This is a genomic window from Candidatus Rokuibacteriota bacterium (assembly GCA_016188005.1).
In the GTDB taxonomy this organism is placed as follows: Bacteria; Methylomirabilota; Methylomirabilia; order Rokubacteriales; family CSP1-6; genus UBA12499.
In genome coordinates this window covers 1-26,486 of record JACPIQ010000120.1, presented here as the reverse complement: position 1 = coordinate 26,486, position 26,486 = coordinate 1, and the positions used below count along the sequence as shown (strand labels likewise).

The window sequence follows — 26,486 nt, the reverse complement described above, 5'->3', positions numbered from 1 at the left end:
CTGGACCGGGTCTCCTGGGTTGGGCTTCTCCGATCACGGAGCTGTTGACAAGCGCCCGCGGCCGGTAGTACGTTGTCGCGCAATCTTGCATACAAGAAAGTCGACAAGCAGCGGCCCGGGCCGCCCGCCGCGCGGCGCCCGGCCCACGCGGCCGGACGTCGCGGCGGCACCGATGTCCCAGCTGATCTACGACGAGTTGGAGCGGGCCATCCTCACCGGCCAGCTGAAGCCGCGCGAGCGGCTGACCGAGATGGCGCTGGCCGGGCGGTTCGGGACCAGCCGGACGTCGGTGCGCGAGGCGCTCAAGCAACTCGAGCTGCGGGAGCTCGTGGTGGCGACGCGGCATCGCGGTGCCACTGTTCGCGACTTCACCAGCACCGAGCTGGCGGAGATCTACGCGGTGCGGGCCGTCCTCGAGGAGATGGCGGCACGGCTGGCCATCGAGCACGCCTCCCCCCGGGACATCGCCGAGACCGAGCGCTGGGCGCGGCGGTTCGAGGTGGCGTGCCGCCGCGAGGACCTCGCCGCGATGGTGACGACCAACCGCGGTTTCCACCGCCGGATCGTGCGCTCGGGCGGCAACCGCCTCCTGGTGGAGATGGTCGACGACCTGTGCCGGCGGACCTTCCTCGTGCGGAACATCGTGTGGCAGAGCCGGGGCAACGTCGAGCAGTCGATCCGGGCGCACACCGAGATGATCGCGGCGCTGCGCCAGCGGGACGAGCACGGCATGGTGAAGCTGACCCTCGAGCACATCGCGATGGGCCGCGAGGTCTACCTCGCGATGGTCGGCCGGTCCTGAGACCCGTCGACCGGAAACCGGCGGGACGCTCGCGCATGCGCCTGGGCATCGACATCGGGGGGACGTTCACCGATCTTGTGCTGGTCGACGACGAGGGCCGCGTGCACGTGGGCAAGACGCTCACCACGCCCCGCGATCCGTCATCAGGAGTGCTGGACGGGGTGCGCGACCTGCTGACCGCGCGCGGCGAGGGCGGGGACGCCATCGCCCACGTCATCCACGCCACCACCCTCGTGTCGAACGCGCTCATCCAGCGCACGGGCGCCCGCACGGCGCTGGTCACCACCGAGGGCTTCCGCGACGTGCTGGAGATCGCCAGGGAGAAGCGGTTCGACATCTACGACCTGTTCCTGGAGCTGCCGGCGCCCCTCGTGCCGCGGCCCCTGCGCTTCGAGGTGCGCGAGCGCGTGGACGGCGACGGCCGGGTCGAGTGCCCGGTGGACCCGGCCAGCCTCGACGACGCCGTCCGAGCCGTCCGGGCCGCCGGCGCGGAGGCGGTGGCCGTCTGCTACCTGCACGCCTACGCCAACCCCGAGCATGAGCGGCACACGGGGGTAGCGCTCGCCGTCGCCGGGGTGCCGGTGAGCCTGTCGTCGGAGGTGGCGCCGGAGGTGCGCGAGTATGAGCGCACCTCCACGACCGTCGCGAACGCCTACGTCCAGCCGATCGTCGCCGGCTACCTGGAGCGGCTCGAAGGCGGCCTCAGAGATCTCGGCTACAAAGGCCCCCTGACGCTGCTGCTCTCGAGCGGCGGGCTGGCCGCGGTCGAGGACGTCCTTCGCTTCCCCATCCGCATCGTGGAGGGTGGCGCGGCGGCGGGCGCGCTCATCGCCGCCCGGGTGGTGCGGGAGAGCGGCCGGCACCACACGCTGGCGTTCGACATGGGCGGCACCACGGCGAAGATCTGTCTGGCCGACGACGAACAGCCGCGCGTGGTGTACGGCTTCGAGGTCGCACGCACCTCGCGCTTCCAGCGCGGCAGCGGTCTGCCGATCGTCGGCCCGACGGTCGAGCTGCTCGAGGTCGGCGCCGGGGGCGGCAGTATCGCCCGCATCGACGAGTTCGGACTCCTCAAGGTCGGTCCGGAGAGCGCGGAGGCCGAACCGGGCCCGGCGTGCTACGGCCGGGGTGGCTTGCGCCCGACGGTGACCGATGCCGACCTCCTCCTCGGGTACCTGAACCCCGCATTCTTCCTCGGGGGTCGCATGCCGCTCGACGTCCGGGCGGCCGAGACGGCGGTGCGCCGGGACATCGCCGACCCGCTGGGCATTTCCGTCGCCGAGGCGGCCTGGGGCATCTACGACACCGTGTCCGACGGCATGGCGAGCACCGCGCGCATCCACCTCGCCGAGAAGGGCGTCGATGCCCGCCGGTACGCGCTGGTCGCCACCGGCGGGGCTGGCCCCGTCCACGCGTACTGGGTGGCCTCCAAGCTCGAGATCAAGGAGGTCCTCTGCCCGTCGGCGGCGGGAGTGGCGTCGGCGCTGGGGCTGCTGGTCGCGCCTCCTCGCATCGATCTCTCCCGCTCGTACCATCGCCGGCTGGACGCTCTCGACTGGGACACCGTCACCGCGCTCTACGCCGAGATGGAGGCGGAGGCGATCGGCCGGCTGGCCCGGGTGGGCGCCGAGGCGGCACGTGTCACGTTTTCGCGCTCCGCCGACCTGCGCTACGTAGGGCAGGGGCACGAGGTGCTCGTGCCGCTCCCCGATCGCCGCCAGCTCGGCCCGGCCGACGCGGAGCCGCTGACCTCGTCGTTCACCACGGTCTACCGCTCCCTCTTCAGCCGGCTCATGGACGGCGTGCCCGTCGAGGCGTTGACGTGGCGCCTGACAGCCGTGGACGGGGCGTGGCGCCAGGCGGTGACCACGCCGGCGCGCGCGGCCGGGACGCCGGCGGTGAAGGGGCGGCGGCCCGTCTACTTCCCCGACGGCGGCTTCTGCGTGACCGACGTCTACGACCGCACGAGCCTGCCGGCCGGCATGGAGCTGGCGGGCCCGGCCGTCGTGGAAGAGGCGAACTCGACCTGCGTCGTCGGTCCCGGCGGGCGCTTCCACGTCGACCGCCAGGGCAACCTCGTCTGTCGCGTCGGGAGGGCCTGAGCCATCGCCGCCCTCGATCAGATCGCTCTGGGCATCGTCTGGGGCCGCGTCATCGGCCTCCTCGACGAGGCCTCGGCGACGCTGGTCCGGATCTCCTTCTCCACCCTGGTGCGCGAGTCCAACGACTTCTCGATCGTGCTCACCGATGCTCGCGGCAACGCGCTCGCGCAGGCCTCCGCGAGCCTCGGGTCCTTCGTCGGCACCCTGCCGGCCACTGTCCGGCACTTCCTGGCGCTCTTTCCGCCGGAGACACTGGAGCCGGGCGACGTGCTCGTCACCAATGACCCGTGGCTGGGCACCGGTCACCTGCCGGACGTGAGCATCGTGAAGCCCATCTTCCATGCCGGCCGCCTGGTGGCGTTCTCGGCGAGCACGGCGCACGCCCCCGATATCGGCGGCAAGATCCGCTCGGTGGAGCCCCGCGAGGTGTTCGAGGAAGGGCTGCAGATCCCGCCGATGAAGCTGTTGAGCCGCGGCGCCATCGACGCGACCCTCGAGCGGATCATCCGGAAGAACGTGCGCACCCCGGACCTGACCATGGGCGACCTCATGGCCCAGGTGAAGGTGAACGAGCTGGTGGAGCGGCGGGTCAGCGCGCTCATCGAGGAGTACGCCCTGGAGGACTTCACCGGGTTCGCCCGGCAGGTCCAGGAGGCGTCGGAACGGGCGATGCGGGCGGCGATCCGGCGACTGCCGAACGGGACGTACCACGCGGAGACGTTCACTGACGGCCTCGCCGATCCCGTGCGCCTGCAGGCCGCGGTCATCGTGCGCGACGACGAGGTCCTGGTCGACTACGCCGGCAGCCACCCGCAGGTCGACCGCGCCCTCAACGTGGTGCCGATCTTCACGTACTCCTACACCGCATACACGCTCAAGTGCGTGCTGCTGCCCCACGCGGCGAACAACGACGGCTGCTTCCGGCCGATCCGGACGACGGCGCCCGAGGGCTCGATCCTCAACCCCCGCTTCCCGGCCGCCGTCGGGGCGCGGATGCTCGTCGGCCACTACATCCCGTTCCTGGTCCTGCAGGCGCTGGCCGGCGTGGTCCCCGAGCGTGTGATCGCGGCCGCCGGCTCTCCGCTGTGGAGCATCAACTACAACGGCGTGATGCCGGGCGGCGCCCGGTGCGTCGGGCAGTTCTTCCTCAACGGCGGCTACGGCGCCAGCGCCGGGCGCGACGGCTATTCGACGCTCAGCTTCCCGGCAAACGCCTCGAACACCCCCGTGGAGATGATCGAGCGTATCGGGCCGCTGCGGGTGGCGGCCAAGGCCCTCGTGCCCGGATCCGGGGGGGCCGGGCGATACCGCGGCGGCCTCGGCCAGCGCGTCGTCCTGCAGTCTCGCTCGCCCGAGCGGCTCTCGATCCTGTTCGTCGCCGAGCGGACGAAGACGCCCGCGCCCGGCCTTGCGGGCGGAGAGGCCGGCGCCGCGGGCAGCGTGTGGATCAACGGGAAGGCGGTCGATCCCACGGTGTCGCACGTGCTCGCGCCGGGCGACGAGGTGACGATCCAGACGCCGGGCGGGGGCGGGTACGGACCTCCGGATCAGCGCGATCCGCGGCTCGTCGCGCGGGACCGCGAGCACGGTTACGTCTAGCGGCTCCGCGCCGGCGGGCCGGGGAGGGGACATGACCGTCGACTTCGACGTGAGCCAGTGGTCGCTGGAGCAGCGGTGCACGACGATGGCGAAGCTCTGGCGGCGGATGTACACCGCCGTGCAGCTCACCCTCCTCCGCGACAAGGAGGTCGCGGCGCTCGAGCAGCTGAAGTACAACTTCCTCTCGCGCCACCAGGCAAGCCACTTCCTGGACGGGCTCAAGAAGATCGGCGTCGACGCCTCCGAGCCACCCGCCATCGTGGCCGCCAAGTATCACTACCTGTCGAACATCCTGGGCGGGCTCCGCATGGAGTACATCGAGGAGTCCCCGCGCAAGGCGTGGATCCGCTACCTGGCGCCGTCGTGGGGCTACGAGGGCCTGGCCCTCGCGGTCATCCCTCCCAGCGTGCAGCGCATGACGTACGCGGGCTGGCACCCGAACAACGCCGAGGCGCTCGACGCTCCCGGGCTGGTCTTCGTCGTCACCAAGGTCTACCAGTACGGCGAGCCCTACGGCGAGGGCTTCTTCGAGGAACTGGATCACCCGGTGCCGCCGGCGCGCCGGATCACCTTCCGCCCGGTCACGCGCTCGCCGGAGTTCGATCCCGCGAAGGCCCCGGTGCTCGACCCCGTCCTCTGGCCGGCGGAGCGCGTTCACCGGACGCGCCGCGGGTTCGCGCGCGGCTACCTCTCCGACACCATCATGACGCTGCTCGAGGCCTACGGCGTGGCGGAGACGGCCCGGATCGTGGAGCAGGCCCTCCGCATCGTGGCCGTGCAGTACGGCGACGAGCTCAAGGCCGAGCTCGGGGTGACGGAACGGAGCGCGGCCGCGCTCGCCGGCTTCGCCGCCCGCCTGGCGGGGTTCGCCGACGAGCACGTGGAGATCCACGCCGACGGGTCACGGCTGACGGTCCGCCGGAGCACCGACAAGCTGTTCGACCACGGCGACTATCCGCCTGCGATTCACCGGGCGGCCTTCGCCTTTCACGAGATGATCGCGCGCATGACGAACGCGAGCGTGAGCGCCCGGGTGACCGGGCTGCGCGTCGAGGGCGCCGCCGTCGACGAGTGGACGTTCGAGGATGCCGGATATCGCCTCTTCTAGCGTCGGCCCCGGGATCGACGCGCTGCTCCGCCCGCGCTCGATCGCCCTCGTGGGTGCCTCCGCGGACACGGCCAGGTACAGCGGCCGTCCGCTGCGCTTCCTGGTCAAGCACGGCTACCCGGGCGCCCTCTACCCCGTCAACCCGCGCTACGACCGCATCGGCGACCATCCGTGCTTTCCCGACGTCGCGGCGGTTCCGGACCCCGTCGACCTGGCGATCATCATGCTCTCCGCCCTCCACGTGCTGGCCGCCCTCGAGGAATGTGCGAAGAAGGGCGTGAGGGCCGCGCTGGTGATGAGCTCGGGCTTCGCCGAGCTGGGCGCCGCGGGGCGCCAGGCCCAGCAGCGGGTCAGCGAGCTGGCAGTGACGACCGGCATGCGGATCTGCGGTCCGAACTCCGGCGGGATCATCAACGTGCGCGATCGCGTCGGGGCGAGCCTGCTGAGCTGTCTCGAGCTGGACACTTTGATTCCCGGGGACATCGCGCTGGTCTCGCAGAGCGGCACGGTCTGCAACGCGCCCTTCAACCGCGCCCAGGACCGCGGGATCGGCTTCGCCTGCCTCGTCTCCAGCGGCAACGAGGCCGACCTCGACGTGCCCGACTTCGTCGAGTATTTCGCGGAGGACGACGGTGTGCGGGTGATCGTCGCCTACGTCGAGGGCGTGAAGGACGGCACGCGGTTCCTGCGCGCGGCCACGCGGGCGGCCGAGCGCGGCAAGCCCCTCGTCGTGCTGAAGGTCGGCGCCCACGAGCGGGGGCGCGCGGTCATCGCCTCCCACACGGGGGCCGCGGCCGGCTCGGACTCGGCGTTCCAGGCGGTCTTCGCCCGCACCGGCGCCATCCGCGTCCACGACCTCGACGAGATGATCGACGTGGCCAGCGTCCTTGCCGGCTCGCGGCGGCCCCGCCTGCCGGGTGTAGCGGTGGTCGCGGTCGGCTCCGGCGGTGCGGCCGGCCTGCTGGCCGACATGACGGCGGGAGCGGGCCTCGACCTCGCCGACTTCACGGAGCCGACGAAGCAGGCGCTCGGCCCCCTCGTCTCTCCCCTGTGCACGCTCACCAACCCTCTGGACCTCGCCGGCGTCTCGGGGCTAGCCAGCGAGGAGCCGGCGATGCTGCGCGCCTGCCTGCCGGTGATCGCGGCCGATCCCGGAGTGGGCAGCATCGTGGTCGCGCTGCCGAGCCTGCCGTACTACTGCGGCGAGATCGCCGAGGCCCTGGTCGATTTCCATCGTAGCGGCCCCGTGCCGCTGCTCGTCACCTGGCTGGCCGGGAGCCTGTCGCGGCGCGGCTTCGACATCCTCGAGCGGCATGGCGTGCCGCTGCTCCGCTCCTGCGAGGCCGCCGTGCGCGGCCTGCGCGCGCTGCTGGACCACGCCCGGTTCAAGGACCGGGCGCCGGGGACGGCCGCCGTCGCCGCACCGGAGCCCTCGACGACGGCGGCGGCGCAGCGGATCCTGGCCGACCGGGCCGGCACGCTCCCCGAGGACGAGACGAAGCGGCTGCTGGCGCTGTACGGCATCCCCGGCGTGCCCGAGCGGCGGGCGGCATCCGCGGCCGACGCGGTCCGGGCTGCCCGCGAGATCGGCTATCCGGTCGCGCTCAAGATCGTCTCGGCGGACATCGCCCACAAGCAACAGGTCGGCGGGATCCGCCTCGGAGTGTCGGGCGACGCCGCCGTGCGCCGCGAGTTCCGCGCGCTCGTCGCCGAGGTCGAGCGCTCCCTGCCGGCGGCGGCGATCGAGGGCGTGCTGGTGCAGGCGATGGCGCGCGAGGGTCTCGATGTCTTTCTCGGGATGCTGCGCGACCCGCAGTTCGGGGCCGTCGTGATGCTCGGCCTGGGCGGGCTCCTGGGGGCGCGGCCCGGAGCGCTCACCTCGGGGCTGGCGCCGCTCGATGCGGCGGGCGCCACCCGCATGGTCCGCGAGAGCGAGGTGGGACGTCTGCTCGAGGCGCACCGCGGCCTCGGCTTTGCCCCGGAGGGCCTCATCGACCTGCTCGGGCGCTTCTCGCGCCTGGCCGCGGACGTCGCGCCATGGGTGTCGGCCATCGACGTCAACCCGGTGCGGCTCTTTCCGCGGCCCGGCGCCGCCGCCGTCCTCGACGCCAAGTGCTACTTCACGTCACCGTCGGCCGATGGGGCGTCCCCGGACGGCGCGTGCGGTGACGCAAACCCGCAACGGAGGTGGACAGATGCGTGAATGGAACCGGCGTACCACGATGATGGCGATCCTGGTCTGGACGATGGTTGTCGGCGTCACGTCCGGGGCCCTGGCTCAGTCGAAGACCACGCTGATCTTCTCCTCCGGCCCCTCCGGCGGGTCATGGGTCCCGCTGGCGGCGGCGACCGCCGAGGTGGTCCGCCGGGCCTACCCCGACGTGGGCATCGAGGTCGAGCCGGGTGGCACGCTCGTCAACATGGACAAGATCATGCGCGACAAGGCGCACATGGGCTGGACCATGTCGACGGCGATGGCCGAGGCACGGGAGCGCAAGGGCCGGTGGAGCGACAAGCCCGTGGACAAGATGAAGTACGTGGCGAGCTACTACCCGAACGTCTGGCAACTCGCCGCCCCCGCCGACGCCGGCATCAACAGTGTGGCGGACCTGAAGGGCAAGGCGGTCGCCCTGCCCACGCGGGCTGCGGCCAGCCTCGACTACGGCTGGTGGCCGATCCTGCAGGCCTACGGCCTCTCCGCGGAGGCGCTGGGCACGAAGAGCTACGGCTCGATCAGCGACAACGTCGAGCTGATCAAGAACCGCCAGGCGGTGGCCATGGGCTGGCTCACCGGCGTGCCGGCGTCCTTCATGCTGGACCTCGGCTCTTCGCAGAAGGTGCGCCTCCTCCCGGTCTCCGAGGATGCCGTCAAGAAGGTGACCAGCCTCAATGCGGGATTCGCCCGCTTCGTCATCCCCAAGGGCACGTACACCGGCATCGATCAGGACATCGTCACCGTGCAGGCCTCGACCAGCCTCATCGTGTCCACCGGCCTCCCCGCCGACGTCGTCTACAAGATCACCAAGGCCATCGTGGACAACCGCGCGAAGTTCGTGAGCGTCACCTCGGCGATGAAGAACATCGGTCCCGCCGACATGGCGCAGAACTTCGGGATGCCGCTTCATCCTGGCGCCGAGCGGTATTACCGGGAGGCAGGACTCCTGAAGTGACGGTCCGCCCGCGCTACGCCTGAGGGGGGAAGACGATGCGCGAGCTCACCGGGTACGCAGGCTGGGTGGTGGCCACGCTGGGTGTCGCGATGTCGCTCTACCACGTCTACGCGCGCCTCACGGCGGCCGCGCCCGACAGCCTGATCCTCCGCATCATCACGCTCATGTTCTCCCTGGTGCTGGGGTTCCTCCTCTTCCCCCGCACCGCGGGGTCGCCGCGTGATCGGATCCCGTGGACTGACCTGGCGCTGGCGGCGCTGTCCGTCTGGCCGCTCTTCTACCTGATCTTCAACTACCGCTACGTCGTCGATCGTTTGCCGGCCTCGGACCCGCTCTCGCTCGGCGACAAGGTGGCCGCAGGCCTGGCCATCCTGCTCGTGCTCGAGGTGACGCGGCGCACGATCGGCCCCGCCCTGCCCATCGTCGTGGTCGGGTTCATACTGTACGCAGTGGCCGGGCCCTGGTTTCCCGTCCTCCCACACCGCGGGTTGACGCTCGAGGTCCTGCTCGACCAGACCTTCTTCACCACCGAAGGCCTCTTCGGCATCCCGCTCGGCGTGGCGGGGTCGTACGTGATCCTGTTCATCGTCTTCGGTGCCTTCCTCGAGAAGTCGGGCGCGGGGCAGTTCTTCATGAACTTCGCCAACGCGCTGGCCGGCGGCTCGAGGGGCGGGCCGGGCAAGGTGGCCGTCATCTCGTCCAGCTTGTTCGGGACCATCTCGGGCTCGGCGGTGGCCAACGTGATGGTGGACGGCTGGTTGACGATCCCGATGATGAAGCGTACCGGCTTCAAGCCGGAGGCCGCGGCGGCGATCGAGGCGGTGGCGTCGACGGGCGGGCAGATCATGCCGCCCATCATGGGGGCGGCGGCCTTCGTCATGGCGGAGTTCCTCGGGGTCTCGTACACCGCAGTGATGTTGGCGGCCCTCATCCCTGCGCTCTTCTATTACGCCGCCCTGTTCGCGGCGATCCACTTCACCGCCGTGCGCAGCGGCCTCCGCGGCATCCCCCGCGAGGAGCTGCCGGCGCTGGGCCTCACGCTTCGCCAGCAGAGCCACCTGTTCCTGCCCGTGATCATCATCTTCGCCCTGCTCGTCGCCGGCTTCTCGGCCACCTATGCGGCCATCGTGTCGACCGTGTCGGTGATCCTCCTCTCCTACCTCCGCACGGAGTCACGGATCGGGCTGACGCGGGCCATCGAGGCGCTGCGCGCGGGAGCCGAGCAGACGGTGCCCGTGGCCATGGCGACGGCCGCGGCCGGTATCGTGATCGGCGTGATCATGCAGCTCGGCGTGGCCATCCGCTTCACCGCCTTCCTCGTGGACGTCGCGGCCAGCAACCTGCCGGTGGCGCTGGTCATCACCATGGCGGCAGCGCTGATCCTCGGCATGGGGATGCCGACGACGGCGTCGTACCTGATGCAGGTGGCCATCCTCATCCCCGCCCTGATCAACCTCGGCGTGATGCCGATGGCCGCGCACATGTTCGCCTTCTACTTCTCATGCCTGTCGGCGGTGACGCCGCCGGTGGCGCTGGCCGTGTACGCGGCCGCCTCGATCAGCCGATCGGGCCTGTGGGGGTCGGGCTGGCAGGCCATGAAGTTCTCGGCGGCCGGGTTCATCGTGCCGTTCTTCTTCGTGTACTCGCCGGCGCTGCTCTTCGACGGTGCCTGGATCGACATCGTCCGCGCGACGGTGAGCGGGACCATCGGCGTCATCTGCCTCGCCGCGGGCCTGGAGGGGTATTTCCTCCGGCCCACGATACGGCTGGAGCGGCTCATCTTCATCGCCGCGGCGCTGACCTTGATCCATCCCGGCCTCGCGACCGACCTGATCGGTGTCGGCCTTCTCGGCCTCGGTCTCGGGATGCAGAAGCTGCGACGGCCGGATCCGGTGGGGGTCCCGATAGTGTCGCCGCGATGAGCCGCGCGGCCAACGCCGTGCTGACCCTCATCGCCGCGACGGTGCTGATCGCGACGGTCGTCTATGGGATCCTCCGGCTCTACGTGTGAGTGACGCAGCGGGCGGCGGCGTGCTCTGGCTCGCCCCCGCCGTCGCCGCCGCCCGGTTCCGCGAGGGGGGTCAACCGTGCGTGGGTGGCTTGCCCGGCAGCTCCACCAGCTCCACCAGCACGTTGCCGGTGCCGGCGGGGTCCAGGAAGGCGATGCGGCTACCCTGATGACCGGGTCGCGGCGTCTCGTCGAGGAGTGGCACGCCCTTCGTCCTCAGCTCTGCGAGCGCACCGTCGATGTCCTCGACCTCGAGGCAGATGTGGTGCAGGCCCGCCCGCCCCTCCCGCGCCAGTCGCGCGTACTTGCTGTCAGGGGCTGTCCCCGCCAGCAGCTCCACCATGGACTCGCCGATCGGGTACATCGCGATCCTGACCTGGTGCTGCTCGAGGTGCTCGACCTCCGCCAGGTGGATGCCGAGGACGTTCTCCCACAGCCGGCGGCTACCGTCGAGGTCGCTCACCACGATGCCCACGTGCTCGATCCGCTTGATCTTCACCCCGTCACCTCCCTTTCGGTGTCAGGCCGTCCCGCGCTCTTAGGGCATCGGCGAGAACGGCGTCGGCGTTGGCACGCCCGCCTTCTGGGGCGCGGGTGCACCAAGCTCCTCCTTGGGCGCCAGGTTCAGGCTTGACCCGCGTGCGTCTCATGATATTAACTACCATACCCTCCCCATGTACCTCTGGTCGATGATCATGGCCGACAGCACGCCGCAGACCAGTGCGGTCGGCTCCGTCATCGTCGCGTCTTCACTCACACGGATCCTCGTCGGTCATGCTCACCTGCTACGGAAGTGAGGCGCGACCGGTCGCGAAAAGACGGAAAGGAGCGTGGCTCGATGGAGAAGCGGATCTACACCTCGTGCACCCTGGACTGCCCGGACGGCTGCGGAATCGTTGCGTACGTCGAGGAGGGCCGCGTCATCCGGCTGGAAGGCCACCCCACCCACGAGTTCACGCGCGGCTATCTCTGCGGCAAGACGTACCGGTTCCCCGAGCGCGTCTACAGCGATGAGCGCGTGCTGTCCCCCATGCGGCGTAGCAACGGGCGCATCGCGGGCGCCTGGGAGCGGATCGGCTGGGACGAGGCGCTGGCGACCGTGGCCGGCCGCATCCGCCACTTCGTCGACACGCTCGGCCCGTTGTCCATCATGGCCTACCAGCGCACCGGGTCCTGGGGCGCCACCAAGCTGCTGAGCCGGAGGTTCTGGAACCTGCTCGGCGGTGTCACCACGCCCCGCGGCTCGCTCTGAAGCGGCGCCGCGCGCGCCGGTCAGGCGCTCGATTTTGGATCGCGGCTCGGGCACGACCCCCTCGATCTGGTCAACAGCCGGGGCGTGTTCCTCTGGGGCCGCAACCCCATGGCCACGAACCTCCACGTCGTGCCGATCCTCAAGGAGGTGCGCGCGCGTGGCGGCCGTGTGTTCCTCGTCGATCCGGTGCAGAGCGAGTCCGCCGGGCTCTGTGACCGCCATTTCCAGCCCCGGGTCGCGAGTGATGCGCACCTGGCCATGGCGATGGCCAAGATCATCCTCGAGGAAGGACTTCACGATCGCGACTTCGTCGAGAAGCACACGCACGGCTTCGCCGCGTATCGGGCACTGCTCGACGCTCGTCCGCTGGAGGCGTTGTGCACGGCGTGCGATCTGCCCGAGCAGGAGATCCGTGACATGGCGCGGATCTACGCCACCACCAAGCCCGCCGCGATCCTCCTGGGCTGGGGGCTCAACAAGTACAAGCACAGTGCCGAGATCTTCCGGCTGGTCGATGCCCTCGGCGCCCTGTGCGGCAATATCGGCGTCACCGGCGGCGGTGTCTCGCACGGCTATAACACCCAGCGGCACTTCGACAAGTCGGTGGAGCTTCCCGAGCGCGCCCGTCACCGCCGCTCCATTCCCGAGCCTCTGCTCGGGCGTGGCCTCATCGACGCCGCGAACCCGAAAATTCACATGATGTTCGTGAATGGCGGCAACCCCGTCAATCAGTCACCGAACTCACAACTCGTCGCCTCCGCCATGGCGGCCCTCGAATTCGTCGTGGTTGTCGACTGCTTCCTCACGGACACCAGTGACTACGCGCACATCTTCTTCCCGACGACGACGTTCCTCGAGGAAGAGGACATGCTCGTGTCGTGGGGGCACAACATCATCGGCGGTGTCAATCGCGTGATCGAGCCGCTGGGCGGCGCGCGGCCGGATCTGTGGATCTTTCAGCAGCTCGCCGAGCGGCTGGGCTTCGGCGACGAGATGGCGGGCACGCCGCGGGAGTGGCTGAAGCGGATCTTCGTCCCGCTGGAGCGCAAGGGCGTGTCGGTTGAGCAGGTGATGCAGGGGCCCGTACGCTGCCCCGTGGCGCCCCTGGTTCCCTTCGCGGATAGGGCCTTTCCGACGAAGTCCGGCAAGTTCGAGTTCATCACCGCCATGGCATATGAGCCGCGGGTCCTGCCGGACTACCCGCTGACCCTCGTCACGAACTACAGTAAGAAGTGGTTGCTGTCCCAGATGCTCGAGAAGGATCATCCCAAGGTAGCCTCTGTCCGGATCGGCGCGGGCACGGCCTCGACGTACGGGGTGGAGAGCGGAGAAGAGGTAATCATCCGCTCGCCGGTGGGCCATTTGAAGGTCGAAGTGATCGTCGACAACCGGGTGAGCCGCGGCATGGTGATCATGCCTGTCGGAACGTGGATCAAGCGGGGGGGTGGCGCCAACGTCTTGACCGAGGACATCATGTCCAACTTCGGTGAGATGGCCGCCTACGGTGAGACGCGTGTCCGGCTGGAGCGTCCGGTCCCGGCGGGTCACCCGTGAGCACTCTCAGCCGCAACACGGGGCTGCCGGTGAGCAGCGACATCGATCGCCCGCTCGAGACCGAGCGCTCGTCGCTCCCCCGTCAACGAAGGAGGAGATAGGCGGTGAGATTCGGGCTGCGTCTTCCAAGCTTCGCCCTGGGACCGAAGACCGCGACTCTGGCCGAGATGGGCGCCTACGTGCGGCGCGCCGAAGATCTGGGCTTCGACTCCGCTGTCTGCATCGATCACCTGCTCGTCGTCCCACCCGCGACGGTCCGGACGTGGCTGGAGCCGATGGTGTTGCTCGCGGCGCTCGCCGGCGTGACCCGCACGATCAAGCTCGGGCCGCTCGTGCTCGTCCTCCCGCTGCGCAACCCCGTGTACTTCGCCAAGGAATGGGCGACGTTTGATCTCCTCACCGGCGGCCGCTCGCTCCTGGGTGTCGGTGTCGGCTGGCACGAGAAGGAGTTCGCTGCCATGAACGTCCCGCACGAGGAGCGGGGCCGCCGCATGGACGAGATGCTCGAGGCGGTGCTCGCGCTCTGGGCCGGTGACCGGGTGACCTACGAAGGCAGGTACTACCGCTTCCACGATATTACGGTCGAGCCCAAACCCCTGCAGCGTCCGCATCCGCCGATCTGGATCGGCGGCGGCACGCAACCCTCGGAGAAGATCTACGCGCAGACGGTGCGGGACATGACGCCGGTGTTGCGCCGCATCGCGAAGCACGCAAGCACCTGGGTGCCGCACTCGGCCTCGACCCCGGACATGGTGAAGGCCGATTGGGACCGGATCCACGGCTTCATGCGGGAGCAGGGACGCAAGCCCGAGGAGCTGACGAAGGCCTACTCGAACTTCGTCTACGTGCTGCGGAACGGAGAGAAGCCTGACGCCGCCGTGCCGCACTTCTCCACGATTTCGGGGATGAACCTGGACTTCTGGCGCACGTACTATCTCGTCGGGGAGGCCGAAGAGCTGGCGGAGAAGATCAACGCGAAGATCGAGGCCATGGGTGGCGGAGTGGAGCACGTCATCCTCAACCCGGTGAACTGGGGGATGGACCAGCTCGAGATGCTGGCGGCGGACGTGCTTCCGAAGCTGAGGCAGAGGGCGGGCGGGGTCCGATGAGAGCCGTCCGCTACCACGCCGTCGGTGGCCCCGAGGTGCTGCGGTGGGAGGAGGCGCCCGAGCCGGCGGTCGGCTCCCGCGATGTCCTCATCGAAGTGCAGGCCGCGGGCGTGAACTTCGCAGACCTCATGCGCCGCTCGGGACGCTACCATTTCCGGAGCACCTTTCCGGCGATGCTCGGAACGGAAGCGGCCGGCACGGTACTCCGGGCCGGCGAGGAAGCCGCCGAGTTCAAGCCGGGCGACCGGGTGTTCTGCCGCAGCAGCGTCGCCGGATGCCAGGCGGAGTTCGTGGCCGTGCCAGCAGGCGAAATCTGGCGCATGCCGGCGGCGGCGAGCTTCGTGGAGTGCGCGGCGATCCCGGTGGTCTTCCTGACCGCGTACCACCTCTTGAAGACCTTGGCGCCGCTGAGCCCCGGCGAGTCGGTCCTCATTCATGCGGCGGCATCGGGGGTCGGAACGGCAGCGGTGCAGCTCGCCAAGGCCTGGGGAGCGCGAATCTTCGCAACAGCCTCGAGCGGGGAGAAACTGGCCCTCGCGCGACAGCTCGGCGCGGACGAGTGCATCGATTACACCAAGCAAGACTTCGTGGCTGAAGTCCTGCGGCGCACCGCGGGTGCCGGCGTGGATCGGGTGCTCGAATGCGTGGGCGGGGACGTACTGCTCAAGAGTCTCGGCGTGCTCGCGCCGGGCGGCCGGCTGCTGATCTACGGCCGCGCCAGCGGGTCCCTGCCGAGCCTCCCCACGGATGAACTGTTCGCCAGGAATCTACAGGTCGCGGGGCTGAACATCGGAGGAAAACCCTGGAGCCAGACCCTCCACCGGGCAGCGCTCGAGGAGTGCCTGGGCCTCGTGGCGACTGGCCGCGTCAAACCGGTGATCTCCGCCGTATTCACCATGGACAGGGTCGCCGATGCGCATGAGCACCTGTCACGTCGGAAGACGATGGGCAAGGTCGTGCTCATCCGCCCCTCCTGACGCGCAGAGGTGCATGATCGCGTCCCTCGAAGGGATGAACAACATGGACACATCGTACGTTGCCCAGAACGAGGCTGAGCTGGCGCGGCTGAAGGCGTTCGTCGGCAGACTGAGCGACGCCGACATGGCGCGTCCCGTCGGCACCCACTGGACCGTCGGCGTTGGCCTGGCGCACCTTGCCTTCTGGGACCGGCTCTGGCTCGCGAAGTTCGACGAGTGGGAGCGCACGGGCGAGGTCGCCGTTCCGCGGGTCGAGACCTTCGTCAATGGCATGAACGACGGGATGCTGCCGTGGTGGCGCGCGATTGCGCCCGCCCAGGTCCGGCACGAGGTGCTTGCCGCCGCGGCGGCGGCGGACGACAAGGCCCGGCGTCTGCCGGCGGCGCTCGTCGAGGCAGTCCTCGCCACGCGCCCGCGCACGATCATTCGCGCCGTGCACCGTCACCAGCATCTGGACGAACTCGAGCGCGCGGTGGCGGGCTGAGCCGAGGGGACGCCCTCGCTGAAGTATTGACTCACTCCACTTGCCGCACACCCCCGATTGACTTCCAGGGCGGTTGGGATCAGACCCAATCTGGATAGCCCAGGGTCTTGAGCCTTTGCGCCCGGTTCGCAAGGTAGAGCCGGAATTGCTTGGGCCACAGGCTATAGTCGTCCTTCTTGTGCAGCGCTCGCTCGGCATGTAGCGGCCAGTTCGGGTTGGTCAGCGCCTCGCGTCCGATGGCGATCAAGTCCGCCTGCCCATTTCGGAGAATGGCCTCGGCCTGATCGGCCTTGATGATGAGGCCCACCGCCATGGTCATGATGTCCGCCTGGACGCGCACCGCCTCGGCGAACGGCACCTGGAAGCCGAGTCCCAGCGGGCGCGAACTGAGCGTCGCAGTACCGCCGAGGATGCCGCCTGATGAGCAATCGACAAGATCGACGCCGCGGATTTTCAGCTCCTTGGCAAAACTGACCGTGTCCGCGAGCGACCATCCTCCCTCGACCCTGTCCTCGGCCGAAACGCGCACGAAGAACGGCACCGCGGCCGGGATGACTTCACGCAATTCCTCGACCACCTCCAGTGGGAAGCGGATGCGCCCGGCGAAGTTGCCGCCGTAGGCGTCGCGACGCTGGTTCGCGAGCGGCGAGAGGAACTCATGCAGCAGATAGCCGTGCGCAGCGTGCAGCTCGATGATCTCGAAGCCGGCGGCCAGCGCCCTCACTGCCGCAGCCCGCCAGGCCGCCCGCAGCACCTTGAGATCGGCCGCATCCAGCTCGCGCGGCAGCGCCCAGCCCTCTCCGCCGGGCAGCGCACTGGGAGCCACCGTCTGCCAGCATTCCTCTCCGTTGGCGTAGTCTTGCTCGGTCAATGGACCGAGGCCCAGCCACGGGCGCCGGGTGTTTGCCTTGCGCCCAGCGTGGGCGATCTGGATCGCGGGGATACTCCCTTCCTCTTTCAGGAACTTCGCGATGCGTGCCAAGGGCGCGATCTGTTCGTCTTGCCACAAGCCCAGGTCGCCGCTCGTGATGCGCCCTTCCGGGGTGATGGCGGTCGCTTCGACAAAGACGATCCCCGCGCCACCGAGAGCATAGCGTCCCAATTGCACCAGATGCCAGTCAGACGCGAACCCATTAGAGGCGGAAAACTGGTCCATCGGAGAAATGACAATCCGATTTCGGGCCTTGACCGATCTGAGCTGCCAGGGCGAGAACAACATGGCCCCCTGCTCTGGAAGTTCGGTTTTCATGGTGTGCTCTCAGATCCTATGGACGTTACGCGCTCGGGTTGGACTTGCCCAGAGGGTCGCGGTCCACCAAACCGGGGCAACTCCAGAGCCGTTGCTTCGGGACCGAGCATACTCGCCCGGTTTTCGCTTAGTCAAGCGCGCGCCACGAGGCGTGATCAAGTCGTTGCGCGATGCCTCACGTTGTGATACTAACGAGCGGGTCTGTGAATCATGCCGGGGAAATGGGGCGGTGCGCCACCCCAGCGGATCGCAGGAAGAAGTTGGGGGTCGAAGAGTGTCCGTGATCGAGTGGGACCCTACCTCGCACGCCCCCGTTTTTCCGGCAGGATTCCCGGGTCGGAGCAGTAGTGAGGCTGGGCACCCGGATGATTCCGACCGCGTCAGGGACGACACTGAAGGTTGAGCCCTTACCCATGGAGGATTCATGACTACTATGGCGTTGAAGTTACGCTCCTGCGTGCCGCTGAAGCTCGCGCTCGCCGCCGGCATGGCGGCGCTCGTGTTCGGCGTGGCCTTGCCCACTTCGGTCGAGGCCAAGAACCGCTTCGTGTTCGCCAACGAGAGCGACTTCGATACGATGGACCCGCATGCGGCGTTCGACAACGTTCGTGTGGCGGTCCGCCTCAACCTCTACGACGGCCTGATGCGCTGGCAGGACAACCCGGCGAAGCTCAACCCCTGGGTTGCGGACACCTATACCATCTCGCCCGACGGCCTGGCGTATCGGTTCACGATGAAGCGGGGCGTGAAGTTCCACGACGGCTCGGAGGTGAAGGCCGTCGACGTCGTGTACTCGATGGAACGGATCCTTGCGATGAACAAGGGCGCGGCTACCATCTTCAAGCGGATGATAGGCCCCGGCCAGACCCGCGCCGTCGATGCGTACACCGTCGAGTTCAAGCTCGCGAAGCCTTCGGCGATCTTCCTGTCGATGGTCCCCGAACTGCACATCGTCAACAAGGCACTGGTACAGAAGAACGAGAAGGACAAGGACTGGGGTGCCCAGTGGCTGTCGAAGAATGACGCCGGTTCCGGCGCCTTCAAGCTGAAGCAGTACGATCCGGCGCTCGGCTTTGTCGCCGACCGCTTCGTGCCCCATTTCAAGGGCTGGGGGAAGAAGTACCTCGACGAGATCGAGTTCCGCGGCGTTAAGGATGCCAACACGCGCGTGCTCGGCCTGCAGAAGGGCGACTTCAGCGGCGTGGGCGGCTACCACACCTCCGACCAGCTGAAGACGCTGCGCGAAGGCGCGAACACCAAGGTGCTCGAGTCCGAGTCGATGCGGGTCATGCTGGTCCACATCCACAACCAGCGAGCGCCGCTGAACGACGTCCACGTCCGTCGCGCGATCAACTACGCATTCGACTACGATGGGTTCAACAAGGACATCCTCGGTGGGATGGTCGAGCGCAACGTGACGCCGCTGCCCAACAACATCTGGGGCATCCCGAAGGACGCGAAGGGCTACTACTACGACACCGAGAAGGCGAAGGCCGAACTCGCGCAGGCCAAGGTCAAGGTCGACCGGCCACTCGAGATCGCCCACATCATCGGCTTCAGCCAGTCCGAGCAGGCGGCTGCGCTGCTGCAGAACGGCTTGAAGAAGATCGGCATCGAGTCGAAGCTGGTCGGCGTGCCATGGCCGTCGTTTGTCCAGAAGGTGGCGAAGCAGGAAACGAGCGCCGACCTCTCGGTATTGTGGGTCAGCACCTTCTACGCCGACCCGCACAACTGGATCGGCGAGATGTACCACTCTGGAGGCTGGGGCACGTACTTGTCGAACAGCTTCTACAAGAACCCCAAGGTCGACGACCTGCTCGACAAGGCCCTCCGCAGCACCAAGCAGGCCGAGCGCGCCAAGCTGTACGAGGAGGCGACCCGAATCGTCGTCGATGAGGCGGCCAGTGTGTGGATCTACAATACCAAGTGGTTTGGCCCCTACGCCAAGAACCTGCAGGGTGTCAGGTTCTCTCCGGTCGGCAACGGCCAGGAGATGCGCACTGTGTACTTCGAGTAGCGTGCGTCGCGGGCTGATCGTCCGCACGCGCGCTGGCGGCCGGGCGGCATTCACAACGGGAGCAAGCGTATCCGATTTCTCGTCCTGACCGCCAAGCGCTTCGTTTGGTTCGTGCCCACGGTCGGCGGCCTGATCGCGATCGTCTTTGTCGTCTCGCACGTCATCCCTGCTGATCCGGCCGCGTTGATCGCCGGGGCAACGGCAACCGAAGCGCACAAGGCGGCGGTCCGCGCGCAGTACGGCTTCGACAAACCACTCGTCGTCCAGCTCGGCAACTACTACCTGAACCTGGTGCAAGGCGACCTCGGCAAGAGCCTGTTCACCACGCGGCCGGTGGCCGAGGACCTGTTTGCGCGGCTGCCGGCGACGATCGAGCTGACGTTCGTGGCGATGCTGGTGGCCGTCGTCGTCGGCACCCCGCTCGGTGTGCTTGCGGCGCTGCGCCGCAACAGCGCCTTCGACCACGTCGTGCGCCTGGTCACCGTGTCGGGGCTGGCGATCGCGTCGTTCTGGCTAGGTCTGATGCTGCAATGGCTGTTCGCGATGAAGCTTGGCTGGACGCCGCTGCGCGGCCGTATCGAAGGCTTCCCTCCACCCGGGATCACCGGGCTGCTCACCGTCGACGCGCTGCTCGGTGGCGATGTCGACGCGCTTGCCTCGGCGCTGTGGCACCTGGCGCTGCCGACGCTGACGCTCGCGTTCCCCGCGCTCGCGACCGTCGTTCGCTTCACGCGCGCCGGCGTGCTCGAGACGATACAGAGCGCGGCGGTGCAGTACCAGCGCTCGATGGGAATCCCGTGGACGGTGATCGTCTGGAAGTACATCCTGCGTGGCGCCCTCACCTCGACCGTGACACAGATCGGCCTGCTGTTCGGCCTGCTGCTCGGCGGTGCGATCGTCATCGAGACGGTGTTCGACTGGCCGGGAATCGGCAGCTACGCGTTCAATGCGATCCTGCAGTCCGACTACAATGCGGTGATGGGCTTCACCCTGTACGCCGGCGTCATGTTCATCCTGGCCAACCTGGCGGTCGACCTGGCCCACGTGTTGATCGACCCGCGCGAGACACGCGGATGAAAACCGCACGCCGCCGCGGAGATATCGAGGCCGCGCCGGGGGCGGGGGGCAGCGCGCGATACGCGGCGCGCCGAGCCCCGTCTGGCCGCGTCACGGCCTCCTGCGGGGCGGGATACGGAGCCGCGGGGCGGTGAAGGGCTTCCTCTACATCGTGCGCAAGCTCGGGCATGACCGCTCGGCGTTGCTCGGGCTCGCGATCATCGTGGTGCTGATCGTCGCGGCGAGCTTCGCTCCTTGGCTCGCGACCCATCCGGACGCCGCGTGGGAGATGAGCCCGTCGAAGCGGCTGCTGCCGCCCGGCGACACCTACTGGTTTGGCACCGACCGGATGGGTGGCGACATCTATAGCCGGGTGTTGTTCGGCGCCCGGATCACGCTGATGATCGCCCTCATCGCGGTCGGCGCATCGCTCGTGATCGGCGTGCCGATCGGACTTGTTGCCGGCTGGTACGGCAACTGGCTTGGCGACGCGCTGATGCGAACCTCCGACATCTTCCTCGCGGTCCCGCAGATCGTGCTCGCAATCGCGATCGCGCAGACCCTCGGGCCGTCGATCGAGAACGTGATCCTTGCCCTGTCGCTCACCTATTGGCCATGGTTCACGCGGCTGGTCTACGCCGAGACCCGGTCGCTGAAGAACGAGGTGTTCATCGAATCGTCGGTGGCCCTCGGGGTGCCTTCTTGGCGTATCACTCTGTTCCACGTTCTGCCCAACGTCGCCTCGCCGATCATCGTGCGCACCTCGCTCGGCATGGGGTTCACGATCCTCACCGCGGCCTCGCTGGGCTTCCTCGGCCTCGGAGCGCAGCCGCCGACGCCGGAGTGGGGGCGGATGATCTCGGAATCGCGCGAGTTCCTGCCCGATGCGTGGTGGTACGTGCTTGCACCCGGCCTCGCGATTCTCCTCGTCGTCCTCGGCTTCAACCTGCTCGGCGACGGTCTGCGCGACGTCCTCGACCCCAAGACACGACGGGCGAAGCATGTTTGATCGACGCGATCGGGCCGACGGCTCGCCGACCAAGTTAGCCGGCGATCTGCTCATGGTGTCCGATCTGCGCGTGAGCTTTGCTACCGACCAAGGACTCGCGCGGGTGCTCGACGGCGTCAGTCTCACCGTCGGTCACGGCGAGGTGTTGGGGCTGGTCGGCGAGAGCGGCTGCGGAAAGACGACGCTGGCCCGCGCCATCCTCGGCGTTCTGCCGGCAAACGCGGCCCGGATCGATTCGGGCTCGATCGTCTTCAGGGGCGAGCCGCTGCTCGACATGCCGCCGGAGGAGATCGCCGCGGCGATCCGCGGCCGCCGGATCACCTTCATCCCGCAGGACCCGCTTGCCGCGTTCAATCCGCTGTTCCGGGTCGGCAGCCAGATCGACGAGCTGATGAAATGGAAGTCGCCGCGGTGCGGTCCCGAACGCCGGTCCGGGATCTCGGCGCTTCTTGTCGGGTACTCGCGCGCGCGCCGCACGGCCGATCGCGCAGACGTCGCCGAGCTGCTGCGCAGGATCCAGATCCCGGAGCCCGGAGCCTCCCTGTCGAAGCTCCCGCACGAGTTCAGCGGCGGGCAGCGGCAGCGCCTGATGATCGCGATGTCGCTACTGCCCGACCCGGAGCTGATCGTCGCAGACGAGCCGACGACGGCGCTGGACGTCACCATCCAGGCGCAGATCCTGCGGCTGCTGCGGGCGCTGGTGAAGGAGCGTGGCATCTCGGTGCTGTTCACGACGCACAACATGGGAACCGCGCACGAGATCTGCGACCGCGTCACCGTGATGTACGCGGGTCAGGAGATGGAGACTGCGCCGACCCGCTCATTCTTCGCGCGTCCCGCGCATCCGTACACCGCAAAGCTGCTTGAGAGCCTGCCACGTCCTGGGCGCGAGATCCGAGAAATCGGCGGCGAGATTCCCGGCCTGATCGACCCGCCCGCGGGGTGCCGTTTCCACCCGCGTTGCACCTACACGACGGACGTCTGCCGCCACGAGCGGCCGGCGCCGCGACAGGTTGGCGACGCGCACGCGGTGCGCTGCCATCACCCGCTCGCGCCAACCGAGACCATCCCACCGGGCGTGCCGCGCGCCAGCACTGCGGATCGTTCGCACGCCCAGCTGCCCGGGCAGCTCTTTTCCGCCGACTCCCGATGAGTTCACCCACCTCGACGCGTCCCGCCGCCGGCACGTGCGCGGCCGAGGCGGCCAGCGGCGCCGCTTCCGCGGCAGCCGCCCCGGGCCCCGGACCAGCGCTGCTGGAGGTCCGTGAACTGCGGCAGTATTTCCCGGTGAAGAGCGCATGGGGCCTCCGCAGCGGCTGGGTCAAGGCGCTCGACGACGTGTCGTTCGCGGTTCACTCTGGGGAGACGCTCGGAATCGTGGGCGAGAGCGGCTGCGGGAAGTCGACGCTCGCAAAGACGCTGATGGGCATACACCCACCGATGGGCGGCGAGATGCGATTCGAGGGGCGCGACGTGAGCCGGCTGAGTCCACGCGCGCGGCGTGCCTTCGCGCCCCGGCTGCAGTACGTGTACCAGGACCCGGGCGCGTCGCTCGATCCGCGCTGGAAGATCCGGCGAAGCCTGCACGAGCCGCTGGTGGTCCACACCGGACTCTCCGAGGCGGCGCGCGAGGAGCGCGTGCGGAGCATCCTGAAGGCTGTCGGGCTTCCGCAGACCCATCTCGACCTCTACCCGCACGAACTCTCCGGCGGGCAGCAGCGCCGCGTGGGCCTGGCACGGATCCTCACGCTGCAGCCGACGATGGTGATCCTCGACGAGCCAACCTCAGGTCTGGACGTGTCGGTGCAGGCGACGGTGCTCAAGCTCTTCCGCGAGCTGAAGCTCGAATTCAGCCTGACCTACATCTTCATCTCGCACGATCTCGCCGTCGTGCGCATGATGTGCAACAGGATGGCGGTAATGTACCTCGGTCGGATCGTCGAGATGGGCGACACCGAAACTGTGTTCTCCGACCCGCGCCATCCCTACACCCAGTCACTGCTCGCCGCGATCCCCGAGATCGGAGGCGAGAGAGTCACCGACACCTTTACCCTCCAGGGCGAACCCCCGAACCCGGGCGATCTGCCGAGCGGTTGCCGGTTCCGTTCCCGCTGCTCGCTGGCGCTCGAGCGTTGCGCGAGCGTCGACCCGGCGCTGCGCCAGGTCGCCGGGCGCCAAGTTGCCTGCGAGGCCGCTGACTGCGGAGGGCCGCGGCGGCCGGCACAGGATTCACTGGACGGGCCGAGGGGAGGGTGATGGATCGGAGATACATAACGCCGGAACGGGTGATCGCCGGGCGGTTCCGGAGCGAGGCGGACATCCCCCGGTGGGACGTCGGTGTGCTGTGCTTCCGCGACGCGATGGGATCGAGAGCGCTCGTCGAGGCGCTTGGCGCCGCCCCGGTCGGTCGGAAGGTCCTCTGGGGCGTGGAGGAGACCGCCGAGCTCCCGGCGGTCTATGCGGCGAAGGTGGAGGGCAAGTCCGTCGTCATCGCGACCGGCTGCATCTGGGGGGGACCCCAGGCGGCCATTCTCGTCGAGGAGCTCTCGGCGATGGGGGTCAAGCACGTGGTCGGGTACGGCGCGGCGGGCAGCCTCGACGCGTCGCTGCCGCAGGGCACGCAGCTGGTGGTGGGCTCGGCCCCCGCGATGGACGGGACGAGCCGGCAATACGGGGCCGGCCCCTTCCACCCCGCGCCGGCGCTGGTCGAGCTGGTCCCCTCCGCCCGCCACGTGACGGCCGCGACGGTCGATGCCGTCTACAGGGAGACGGCGAGCCTCGTCCGGCAGTGGGTGGAGATGGGTGCCCACGTCGTCAACATGGAAACTGCCGCCTTCTACGCGGCCGCCTCGGCGTGTGGCGTGGACGCGGTCTGGATCGGGCACGTCAGCGATCTCCTGGTCGGCGAATGGAAGGATTGGTACGTCGACCGCCGCGGCATGAGCGATGGGACCCTCGAGAATTGCCTCGGCGTGCTTCGGGGTCTCTGAGCGCGGGCCCGCCGACGGGGCCGGGGTCGCGCCCACCGGCGACGAGTGAATCCGTCGCGAAGAGGTGGCAAGCATGGACGCGAGCAGGCGTCGATTGCTCTGGCACGGCATGTTCCTCTTCTTGCTCGGACTCCTCACGGGCTTCGTCGAGCAGAAGTTCAGCAACCCGCGCATGGGGCTCGCCGCACACTTGGAAGGCGTGATGAACGGGACCTTCCTCGTTGCGCTGGGCGCTGTCTGGACGGAGGTGAAACTGTCCACACGACTGGAGGCAGCGGCCTACTGGACGGCGCTGTACGGGACGTACGCCAACTGGGCCGTGACCACGGCAGCGGCGATCTTTGGCACGGCGGCTCTATCGCCAATCACCGGAGCGGGCCACAGTGGCCAGCCCTGGCAGGAGGGCGTTGTGGCCATCGGCTTCATCAGCGTCGGGATCGCAATACTCGCCTCCGCCATCCTCGTTCTGTGGGGTCTGCGGCGACCCGCAGTCCCGTGATGAGTGGTAGGCTGGAGAAGACCCGGGGTGGTAGGTGCGCGGGGAACTGGGCTCAGGGGTAAGCGCGAACCAGGCCGGAGGCCCCCATGGAACTGATCAGCCGGATGATGGACGGCTCGATTCCCTACGGCCCTGAAGGTCGCCTGGAACCCGTCTCCTCGGGAGTTGAGGCGAGGCAGGAAGGCAAGATCGAGCGGTTGAAGGAAGTCCCGCTCTTCGAGGCCTGCAGCCGGCGGCAGCTCCGGAAGGTCGCCAAGATCGCCCGGGTCTTCGACGCCGCGGCTGACACCGTCCTGACCCGCGCTGGGGAACCAGGCGACGAGTTCTTCCTGATCATCGATGGGACTGCACGAGTCGAGGTGTCCGCCGAGAAGCGCGTGCCTTTACACCCTGGAGAGTTCTTCGGCGAGATGAGTTTGCTCGACGGGGGGCCGCGGTCCGCGACGGTCATTGCGGATACGCCGGTGCGGTTGCTCGTCATCAGTCGCCGGCACTTCTCCGCACTCCTCAAGGAAGTGCCGGGGCTCACTCACACCCTGTTGATCACGCTGTCGAGACGCGTTCGACAGGGCGAGGAGCGGGCGGAGCGTCTCAGGTCGCCCTCGGCGGGGTCATGAGCGACACCCCCGGCTGGGCGGGGGCTCGACGGTCCGAGGGCGTGCCGGCCGCGCCGCTGACGTCGCCGTCGTGGGAAGTGGCCGACGCCTTCGAGGCCAATGAGCTCTACCAGCGGGAGGGGCTGACCGACGGCCTTCCCGTCGTCCCGCCCACCGAGGTGCTGGTCCGCCGATTCCTCGACGCCGCGGGCCTGGGTCCCGCCGACGTCGTCGCCATCGAGCCGGTGCGCCGGCGCCGGATCCCCGCGGAGAAGGTGGCGATCGCCGCGGTCATGGCGGGCGGCCTGCCCGAGTACATGCCGGTGGTGGCGGCCCTCGTCCGGGCGGTGGCCGCGCCGGAGTTCGGCCTCCACGGCTGCACGGCGAGCACCGGCGGCAGCGCGCCGTTCGTTGTCGTCAACGGGCCCATCCGCCGGCGCCTCGGCATGCACACCACGCACAATGCCCTCGCCAATGGCAGCCGGGCGAATGCGAGCATCGGCCGCGCCCTCAGGCTCGTCGTCCTGAACGTGCTGGGTGGGGTGCCCGGCCAGCTCGATCGCTCGACCCTCGGCCATCCCGGCAAGTTCACCTTCTGCGTGGCCGAGGACGAGGAGGGCAGCTTCTGGCCTCCGCTCTCCGCCGATCGCGGCGTGCCGGCGGGCGCCTCCGCGGTGACGGTGCTCGCCGCCGAGTCGCCGCACCAGGTCATGAACGAGTGGACGTCGGCCCCGCGCGAGATCCTGGAGACCTACGCGGCCGCCATCCGCGCCAACATGCTCACGTATTCGATCTGGGCGGGCAACTATGCCCTCGTGATGGCGCCCCAGCAGCGCGAGCTGCTCGGCGCCGCGGGCTGGTCGAAGCAGGACGTGCGCGAGTACGTCTTCGAGCGCGCGCGCGTC

23 protein-coding genes are annotated in these 26,486 nt (G+C 68.8%); 21 read left to right on the top strand and 2 right to left on the bottom strand.

The features are described 5' to 3' along the window. The first annotated feature begins 172 nt into the window (after positions 1–172). From HYV93_23115 to HYV93_23085, 7 genes are read left to right on the top strand one after another with little or no spacing between them, the layout of a single operon-like run. Complete coding sequence (locus HYV93_23115; GenBank protein MBI2528860.1) at positions 173–802, top strand: GntR family transcriptional regulator; 630 nt, start codon at positions 173–175, stop codon at positions 800–802. 35 nt (positions 803–837) lie between these two features. Next, positions 838–2,904: a hydantoinase/oxoprolinase family protein gene (locus tag HYV93_23110; GenBank protein MBI2528859.1), complete on the top strand. Its 2,067-nt coding sequence runs from the start codon at positions 838–840 to the stop codon at positions 2,902–2,904. Between the two features lie 3 nt (positions 2,905–2,907). After that, positions 2,908–4,503, top strand: coding sequence for a hydantoinase B/oxoprolinase family protein (locus HYV93_23105; protein ID MBI2528858.1), 1,596 nt, complete (start codon positions 2,908–2,910; stop codon positions 4,501–4,503). Positions 4,504–4,534: 31 nt separating this feature from the next. Then, positions 4,535–5,611 (top strand): hypothetical protein, encoded by a 1,077-nt coding sequence (locus HYV93_23100; GenBank protein MBI2528857.1) that lies wholly within the window; start codon positions 4,535–4,537, stop codon positions 5,609–5,611. Continuing rightward, positions 5,589–7,814, top strand: coding sequence for an acetate--CoA ligase family protein (locus tag HYV93_23095; GenBank protein MBI2528856.1), 2,226 nt, complete (start codon positions 5,589–5,591; stop codon positions 7,812–7,814). The genes HYV93_23100 and HYV93_23095 overlap by 23 nt, the downstream gene beginning before the upstream one ends. Next, positions 7,807–8,781 carry a TAXI family TRAP transporter solute-binding subunit gene (locus HYV93_23090; protein MBI2528855.1) on the top strand — a complete coding sequence of 325 codons (975 nt, stop codon included), beginning with the start codon at positions 7,807–7,809 and terminating at the stop codon, positions 8,779–8,781. The genes HYV93_23095 and HYV93_23090 overlap by 8 nt, the downstream gene beginning before the upstream one ends. Positions 8,782–8,816: 35 nt before the next feature. Then, entirely contained in the window at positions 8,817–10,703 is a 1,887-nt protein-coding gene (locus tag HYV93_23085; protein MBI2528854.1) for a TRAP transporter permease, read from the top strand. A gap of 159 nt (positions 10,704–10,862) precedes the next feature. Here the strand turns inward: HYV93_23085 and mce are convergent, their stop codons facing one another. After that, positions 10,863–11,288 (bottom strand): methylmalonyl-CoA epimerase, encoded by a 426-nt coding sequence (gene mce / locus HYV93_23080; protein MBI2528853.1) that lies wholly within the window; start codon positions 11,286–11,288, stop codon positions 10,863–10,865. 339 nt (positions 11,289–11,627) lie between these two features. Between mce and HYV93_23075 the strand changes: the two genes are divergently transcribed. The 5 genes from HYV93_23075 to HYV93_23055 all read left to right on the top strand — a co-directional run bounded on the left by HYV93_23075 (position 11,628) and on the right by HYV93_23055 (position 16,165). Continuing rightward, positions 11,628–12,041, top strand: a complete 414-nt coding sequence (locus HYV93_23075) for a molybdopterin-dependent oxidoreductase (protein MBI2528852.1) — start codon at positions 11,628–11,630, stop codon at positions 12,039–12,041. A gap of 84 nt (positions 12,042–12,125) precedes the next feature. Further along, positions 12,126–13,595 (top strand): molybdopterin-dependent oxidoreductase, encoded by a 1,470-nt coding sequence (locus HYV93_23070; protein MBI2528851.1) that lies wholly within the window; start codon positions 12,126–12,128, stop codon positions 13,593–13,595. A 104-nt stretch (positions 13,596–13,699) separates the two neighbouring features. After that, positions 13,700–14,704, top strand: a complete 1,005-nt coding sequence (locus tag HYV93_23065) for a TIGR03619 family F420-dependent LLM class oxidoreductase (GenBank protein MBI2528850.1) — start codon at positions 13,700–13,702, stop codon at positions 14,702–14,704. Further along, complete coding sequence (locus HYV93_23060; protein MBI2528849.1) at positions 14,701–15,681, top strand: NADPH:quinone oxidoreductase family protein; 981 nt, start codon at positions 14,701–14,703, stop codon at positions 15,679–15,681. Before HYV93_23065 ends, HYV93_23060 begins: the two co-directional genes overlap by 4 nt. 13 nt (positions 15,682–15,694) lie before the next feature. Next, complete coding sequence (locus HYV93_23055; protein MBI2528848.1) at positions 15,695–16,165, top strand: maleylpyruvate isomerase N-terminal domain-containing protein; 471 nt, start codon at positions 15,695–15,697, stop codon at positions 16,163–16,165. A 79-nt stretch (positions 16,166–16,244) separates the two neighbouring features. On the opposite strand, the gene HYV93_23050 is transcribed toward HYV93_23055, so the two are convergent. Continuing rightward, complete coding sequence (locus HYV93_23050) at positions 16,245–17,384, bottom strand: NADH:flavin oxidoreductase/NADH oxidase (protein MBI2528847.1); 1,140 nt, start codon at positions 17,382–17,384, stop codon at positions 16,245–16,247. Positions 17,385–17,838: 454 nt separating this feature from the next. Between HYV93_23050 and HYV93_23045 the strand changes: the two genes are divergently transcribed. From HYV93_23045 to HYV93_23005, 9 genes are all read left to right on the top strand, one after another. Then, positions 17,839–19,431 carry an ABC transporter substrate-binding protein gene (locus HYV93_23045; protein MBI2528846.1) on the top strand — a complete coding sequence of 531 codons (1,593 nt, stop codon included), beginning with the start codon at positions 17,839–17,841 and terminating at the stop codon, positions 19,429–19,431. Between the two features lie 69 nt (positions 19,432–19,500). Further along, entirely contained in the window at positions 19,501–20,508 is a 1,008-nt protein-coding gene (locus tag HYV93_23040) for an ABC transporter permease (GenBank protein MBI2528845.1), read from the top strand. Positions 20,509–20,638: 130 nt separating this feature from the next. Continuing rightward, the gene (locus HYV93_23035) at positions 20,639–21,496 is read left to right on the top strand and encodes an ABC transporter permease (GenBank protein MBI2528844.1); all 858 of its coding nucleotides are present in this window, start codon (positions 20,639–20,641) and stop codon (positions 21,494–21,496) included. Continuing rightward, a complete protein-coding gene (locus HYV93_23030) occupies positions 21,489–22,649 on the top strand; it encodes an ABC transporter ATP-binding protein (protein ID MBI2528843.1) in 1,161 nt (386 codons plus the stop codon). The genes HYV93_23035 and HYV93_23030 overlap by 8 nt, the downstream gene beginning before the upstream one ends. After that, on the top strand, positions 22,646–23,752 hold the full coding sequence (locus tag HYV93_23025) for an ATP-binding cassette domain-containing protein (GenBank protein MBI2528842.1): 1,107 nt from the start codon (positions 22,646–22,648) through the stop codon (positions 23,750–23,752). Before HYV93_23030 ends, HYV93_23025 begins: the two co-directional genes overlap by 4 nt. Beyond that, a complete protein-coding gene (locus HYV93_23020; GenBank protein ID MBI2528841.1) occupies positions 23,752–24,486 on the top strand; it encodes a hypothetical protein in 735 nt (244 codons plus the stop codon). Before HYV93_23025 ends, HYV93_23020 begins: the two co-directional genes overlap by 1 nt. A gap of 73 nt (positions 24,487–24,559) precedes the next feature. After that, the gene (locus tag HYV93_23015) at positions 24,560–24,985 is read left to right on the top strand and encodes a hydrogenase (protein ID MBI2528840.1); all 426 of its coding nucleotides are present in this window, start codon (positions 24,560–24,562) and stop codon (positions 24,983–24,985) included. Positions 24,986–25,071: 86 nt separating this feature from the next. After that, complete coding sequence (locus HYV93_23010; GenBank protein MBI2528839.1) at positions 25,072–25,602, top strand: cyclic nucleotide-binding domain-containing protein; 531 nt, start codon at positions 25,072–25,074, stop codon at positions 25,600–25,602. After that, the coding region (locus HYV93_23005; protein MBI2528838.1) for a hypothetical protein at positions 25,599–26,486 on the top strand (888 nt) is incomplete at its 3' end. The genes HYV93_23010 and HYV93_23005, both read left to right, overlap by 4 nt.

Excerpts from the sequence above, each read along its gene's own strand:
- HYV93_23045 (MBI2528846.1), top strand. The coding sequence starts at position 17,839 with ATGACTACTATGGCGTTGAAGTTACGCTCCTGCGTGCCGCTGAAGCTC.
- HYV93_23050 (MBI2528847.1), bottom strand. The coding sequence starts at position 17,384 with ATGTTGTTCTCGCCCTGGCAGCTCAGATCGGTCAAGGCCCGAAATCGG.
- HYV93_23010 (MBI2528839.1), top strand. The coding sequence starts at position 25,072 with ATGGAACTGATCAGCCGGATGATGGACGGCTCGATTCCCTACGGCCCT.
- HYV93_23110 (MBI2528859.1), top strand. The coding sequence starts at position 838 with ATGCGCCTGGGCATCGACATCGGGGGGACGTTCACCGATCTTGTGCTG.
- HYV93_23055 (MBI2528848.1), top strand. The coding sequence starts at position 15,695 with ATGATCGCGTCCCTCGAAGGGATGAACAACATGGACACATCGTACGTT.
- HYV93_23085 (MBI2528854.1), top strand. The coding sequence starts at position 8,817 with ATGCGCGAGCTCACCGGGTACGCAGGCTGGGTGGTGGCCACGCTGGGT.
- HYV93_23090 (MBI2528855.1), top strand. The coding sequence starts at position 7,807 with ATGCGTGAATGGAACCGGCGTACCACGATGATGGCGATCCTGGTCTGG.
- HYV93_23100 (MBI2528857.1), top strand. The coding sequence starts at position 4,535 with ATGACCGTCGACTTCGACGTGAGCCAGTGGTCGCTGGAGCAGCGGTGC.
- HYV93_23025 (MBI2528842.1), top strand. The coding sequence starts at position 22,646 with ATGAGTTCACCCACCTCGACGCGTCCCGCCGCCGGCACGTGCGCGGCC.
- HYV93_23020 (MBI2528841.1), top strand. The coding sequence starts at position 23,752 with ATGGATCGGAGATACATAACGCCGGAACGGGTGATCGCCGGGCGGTTC.
- HYV93_23115 (MBI2528860.1), top strand. The coding sequence starts at position 173 with ATGTCCCAGCTGATCTACGACGAGTTGGAGCGGGCCATCCTCACCGGC.
- HYV93_23030 (MBI2528843.1), top strand. The coding sequence starts at position 21,489 with ATGTTTGATCGACGCGATCGGGCCGACGGCTCGCCGACCAAGTTAGCC.
- HYV93_23075 (MBI2528852.1), top strand. The coding sequence starts at position 11,628 with ATGGAGAAGCGGATCTACACCTCGTGCACCCTGGACTGCCCGGACGGC.
- HYV93_23060 (MBI2528849.1), top strand. The coding sequence starts at position 14,701 with ATGAGAGCCGTCCGCTACCACGCCGTCGGTGGCCCCGAGGTGCTGCGG.
- HYV93_23015 (MBI2528840.1), top strand. The coding sequence starts at position 24,560 with ATGGACGCGAGCAGGCGTCGATTGCTCTGGCACGGCATGTTCCTCTTC.
- HYV93_23095 (MBI2528856.1), top strand. The coding sequence starts at position 5,589 with ATGCCGGATATCGCCTCTTCTAGCGTCGGCCCCGGGATCGACGCGCTG.